This window comes from Bacteroides sp. (assembly GCF_019417265.1).
GTDB lineage: Bacteria > Bacteroidota > Bacteroidia > Bacteroidales > Bacteroidaceae > Phocaeicola.
In genome coordinates this window covers 1-3,560 of record NZ_DXVR01000157.1, presented here as the reverse complement: position 1 = coordinate 3,560, position 3,560 = coordinate 1, and the positions used below count along the sequence as shown (strand labels likewise).

Annotated in this window: 8 protein-coding genes; 6 read left to right on the top strand and 2 right to left on the bottom strand. The window is 38.5% G+C overall.

Annotation, left to right across the window (positions count from 1 at the left end; all coding sequences use genetic code 11):
- Positions 1-433 (top strand): hypothetical protein (locus tag QZ379_RS12375; RefSeq protein ID WP_291565327.1); only part of this gene is annotated, 433 nt, incomplete at its 5' end.
- Positions 434-448: 15 nt separating this feature from the next.
- Here QZ379_RS12375 and QZ379_RS12370 read toward each other — a convergent pair.
- Both QZ379_RS12370 and QZ379_RS12365 read right to left on the bottom strand, forming a co-directional pair.
- Entirely contained in the window at positions 449-823 is a 375-nt protein-coding gene (locus QZ379_RS12370) for a hypothetical protein (protein ID WP_291565324.1), read from the bottom strand.
- 34 nt (positions 824-857) lie between these two features.
- Complete coding sequence (locus QZ379_RS12365; RefSeq protein ID WP_291565320.1) at positions 858-1,373, bottom strand: helix-turn-helix domain-containing protein; 516 nt, start codon at positions 1,371-1,373, stop codon at positions 858-860.
- Between the two features lie 140 nt (positions 1,374-1,513).
- On the opposite strand from QZ379_RS12365, the gene QZ379_RS12360 reads away from it, so the two are divergent.
- The 5 genes from QZ379_RS12360 to QZ379_RS12340 all read left to right on the top strand — a co-directional run bounded on the left by QZ379_RS12360 (position 1,514) and on the right by QZ379_RS12340 (position 3,454).
- Positions 1,514-1,726 (top strand): hypothetical protein, encoded by a 213-nt coding sequence (locus tag QZ379_RS12360; protein ID WP_291565317.1) that lies wholly within the window; start codon positions 1,514-1,516, stop codon positions 1,724-1,726.
- A gap of 11 nt (positions 1,727-1,737) precedes the next feature.
- On the top strand, positions 1,738-1,893 hold the full coding sequence (locus QZ379_RS12355) for a hypothetical protein (protein WP_291565314.1): 156 nt from the start codon (positions 1,738-1,740) through the stop codon (positions 1,891-1,893).
- Between the two features lie 23 nt (positions 1,894-1,916).
- The gene (locus tag QZ379_RS12350; RefSeq protein WP_291565311.1) at positions 1,917-2,588 is read left to right on the top strand and encodes a BRO family protein; all 672 of its coding nucleotides are present in this window, start codon (positions 1,917-1,919) and stop codon (positions 2,586-2,588) included.
- Between the two features lie 30 nt (positions 2,589-2,618).
- Positions 2,619-2,864, top strand: coding sequence for a hypothetical protein (locus tag QZ379_RS12345; RefSeq protein WP_291565308.1), 246 nt, complete (start codon positions 2,619-2,621; stop codon positions 2,862-2,864).
- Between the two features lie 65 nt (positions 2,865-2,929).
- Positions 2,930-3,454, top strand: coding sequence for a hypothetical protein (locus tag QZ379_RS12340; protein ID WP_291565305.1), 525 nt, complete (start codon positions 2,930-2,932; stop codon positions 3,452-3,454).
- Positions 3,455-3,560 lie beyond the last annotated feature (106 nt).

Here is a 3,560-nt window from a genome sequence, read left to right as displayed (position 1 = left end):
TTATAGGTATTATTTATTAATAGTTGCGTTCCCGGTGCGAGTCCGGGAACATTTTCTTTTAATCTTGACAAACACCATGAATTTATTTCGTAGAAAGAGGAAAACTAAAGCGGATAAAGCTATAGATAGGAAAGCAGTCTTGGAGGATTACCTGAAAGATCCTGATAAATATTACGTGTGGATACCAGAAACTAACCCTTTAAATAAAATATTTATGGATGAAGAATTAAAATTACCAAGCAATTACATCAGTCAGTTTGTAAAACAAATGGGACAAAAAAACATGGCCGAAAGGTTTTGCCATTGGATTGGAGATATTATGAAACTCGATCCTGAAAACAAGACCACTGATGATGTGGTACAGTTTCTTATGATTTTAAGGAACGAAGTAGCGGAAGGAAAGTTTAATGAACAGAAGCAGGAGGCGGAATAGCCCCCTGCTTTTCATTTATACCACCTCAAATTCAACGACCTTAAGATCTTTATGAATCCCACAGCAGTCAAAATTCTTAATATATTCACTAAGATTATCAATTTTAATACGTCTTGATACTTTACTTACCTTAAGTTTGTTTACCCCCGAACTGATAATTTCTTGTACTGTTTTGCCATATTCAGGTTGTGCTATATAAAAATAAATATCAACATAGTCTAATGCTTTATCACCTTTTATTTCTATAAAACCAAAACCAAAGCCTACTATAACCCCATCCGGCAAATTCAATGCCTTAATCTTATCTAAAAACATGTCTTGATAACTAATGGAAACAACACCTTCGAAATCTCCATAGTGAGTTGCTGAAAGTTCTTTTAAATTTTTCATGATAAAACGAATTTATAGTTAATAAATCAATTGGTTATCGTGGTTCGTATTCGTTTGACGGGGCAGACACAAATGTTGCAAACGCTTTGGACTGTGAAGAACGTTTCGCGGTAGAAACAGGCTCCGCAGTCCGGTTGCCTAAAGTGGCGGTATGCTTCAGTTCTGCTTCGAGGGTGCCGACTTTACGCTCCATCGCACGGAGTTCGTTGGTGAGCTGCTCTATTTTCTTTTCTTTTTCCTTCTTCTCTTCCATTAAGTCCTTATACATATTATAAAGGATGGATTCGTCAGGTTTCGGTGTCGGAACTTGCGGATCTTCATGTATTATACCTTCGGATCTTTCTTCACGGAACATCGGACCTTCACCGGTGAGGAGCCATTCTGCAGATATTCCTATACATTTTGTGTATATAAGTTCTGTATCGAATGTATTACGAGTACCCCAAGCACTTATTGTTTGGGCTGAAACACCTAACATGGTGGCAAACTTAGCTTTATTACCATGCGTGAAATAAGCAACAATCGCATCTAACATCTCCCTTTTATCCATATTTTGATATTATTTTCTACAAATTGTGGATATTTTCTTGAAAAAATTTTGATTATATCTACAAATTGTATATGTTTGTACCGTCTTAATCAATTAAGACAGTTCCAAAGATAGAAATAACAACTCAAAAATCAAAAAATATGGAGAAAAAAGAAAAGTACATCAAACTTGACAAAGACAAGGTAAAAGAGATTGCGGAAATCAAAGGTGTGTCAGCTGTAACTGTGTATGATGCGTTGAGGTTTAAAACGGACAGTGCGCTGGCTCACCTGATAAGGGCATGGGCATTGAATCATGGAGGGAAATTGTTTGTAGAACATGAAAATCCATACGGAGAAGTAAAAACAATATAAACTTTAAAGCTATGATTAAAAAAATTATTATGCCTGTAATAAACTGCAACATGGTGACAGGTACGAAAGTACAATACCTATTATTCGGATTTGTGATTTATGAAAAGCTTTTAATCACTCCTAAGACTTACGGAATAAAGGAGTACGAGTATCATATTAAGTTCTGAGATAATTTAAACCTTACATAATTATGAACACAACAGCAAATCAGCAGGCTACGGGCTTGCAGGTATTCTACAACGAGAATGAAAATGTGAACATCCGTACACAGGTAATTAACAGCGAACCTTGGTTTGTGGCCAAGGATGTGGCAATGGCTCTGAATATCACTTGGAGCGGTCATACTTTAGACAGCATCCCTGAAGATTGGCAGGGGATGGTAAATCTCACCACCCCCTGCGGAAACTATCAAGGCGGAGGTCTTCAGAGCTTGAAAGTCATCAATGAAGCCGCCGTTTACAAGTTGGCATTCCGAAGCAACAAGCCGGAGGCGGACAAGTTCGTGAACTGGGTGACCGGTACCGTCCTTCCCTCTATCCGCAGGACAGGCAGCTACAGCATGGGCGAATCCATGACAGTGACACGCCAGCGTCTGCCGATGCCGAAATACCGTCCGTTCTTTGCGGAGTGGAAAGACAGGGTGAAGAACTTCATCAGCGAGAGGGAGCTTAAAATGGTGGCGGCTACAAGGCGTGTGACGCTGAAACACGTGAAGCGTGTATATGCCGGAGGAACGATGAGTGCGCCTGTAGCGGTGGCGATACAGAAAGAGGCTTTGAGGAACAGGCAGGAAGGCAAGTTCTATCCGGACCCGATGGCTACATACGAGCAGCTCACTATAGAATGGGAGGAGCTGGAATGAAAGATAACAATACTGTAAAACATAAATCTGATGAAGAGATTCAATATTATACACTGGTTGATATTTCCAAGGGATGTGCCGGATGAGAAGAGAACCCCATACGAAATGGACTACAAGCTCCTGTATAAAAGATATCCTTCAAGATTGGAAATATTCAGATACTATACTCCGAAAATAGAGCCTTCATACATTTTAGTATGGGTCGCAATCATAGCGTTATGCTTAGGGATAGTGATGTTAAGCTTAATACTAAAGAAAATAATGATATCAGTATAGTAAGTCTTCTCAGCATGAAATCGAATGATAAGTTTTTTTTGACTGAATTTAAACCCTATTTAATTATGAACACAACAGCAAAAGGAAAAAGCCTTGGCAGAAAGATTTACCAAGGCTCTGGAAATAAGATCAATTATCCAAAGGCTCTTCCTGTAGTTCTAATACCTTTTGATATATTGCCTCAGGAACTGCGAGAAAAACTTGTTTCCCTTTATGGATCTCCGTACAGCCACAAGAGCGAGGGCGAAAATATTCTTTCGGAAATGGAAAGTCTTTTAGAGTTTTGTATGAAAGACCATAAACTTCAAAATCATCATCAAACCAAAAATCATAGTCACGAAATAGACCTTCAATTATCTGCCGAAAGTCTTTTACTGAAGATCGCGAGTATGATGAAGAGCGGAAATAAAAAAGATCAACTACCCTATTTCTCTGTTCTATATTCAGGTTATCGGAAGCGTTATGAAAAACTCTCGTGTCGGTCTGTATCGCGTAATCAATTCTACGCAAAGTTGCAGCAGATATCAATACGTTATGAACAAATTCACGACAAACGAACGCTTTCTGACGGTTCATGTAAACAACAATAAAATTAAGACGCCATTTATAAACTTTCATGATTAAACAATTTTGGTTAGACAGCTACAAATGTAGCAAAACCGTTCCGGTTTGTGAAAATAGGGACGGAATTTTAAA

Bases quoted from the DNA above. Each gene is read 5' to 3' on its own strand.
- QZ379_RS12355 (WP_291565314.1), top strand. From the start codon at position 1,738: ATGATTAAAAAAATTATTATGCCTGTAATAAACTGCAACATGGTGACA.
- QZ379_RS12370 (WP_291565324.1), bottom strand. From the start codon at position 823: ATGAAAAATTTAAAAGAACTTTCAGCAACTCACTATGGAGATTTCGAA.
- QZ379_RS12340 (WP_291565305.1), top strand. From the start codon at position 2,930: ATGAACACAACAGCAAAAGGAAAAAGCCTTGGCAGAAAGATTTACCAA.
- QZ379_RS12350 (WP_291565311.1), top strand. From the start codon at position 1,917: ATGAACACAACAGCAAATCAGCAGGCTACGGGCTTGCAGGTATTCTAC.
- QZ379_RS12360 (WP_291565317.1), top strand. From the start codon at position 1,514: ATGGAGAAAAAAGAAAAGTACATCAAACTTGACAAAGACAAGGTAAAA.
- QZ379_RS12345 (WP_291565308.1), top strand. From the start codon at position 2,619: ATGAAGAGATTCAATATTATACACTGGTTGATATTTCCAAGGGATGTG.
- QZ379_RS12365 (WP_291565320.1), bottom strand. From the start codon at position 1,373: ATGGATAAAAGGGAGATGTTAGATGCGATTGTTGCTTATTTCACGCAT.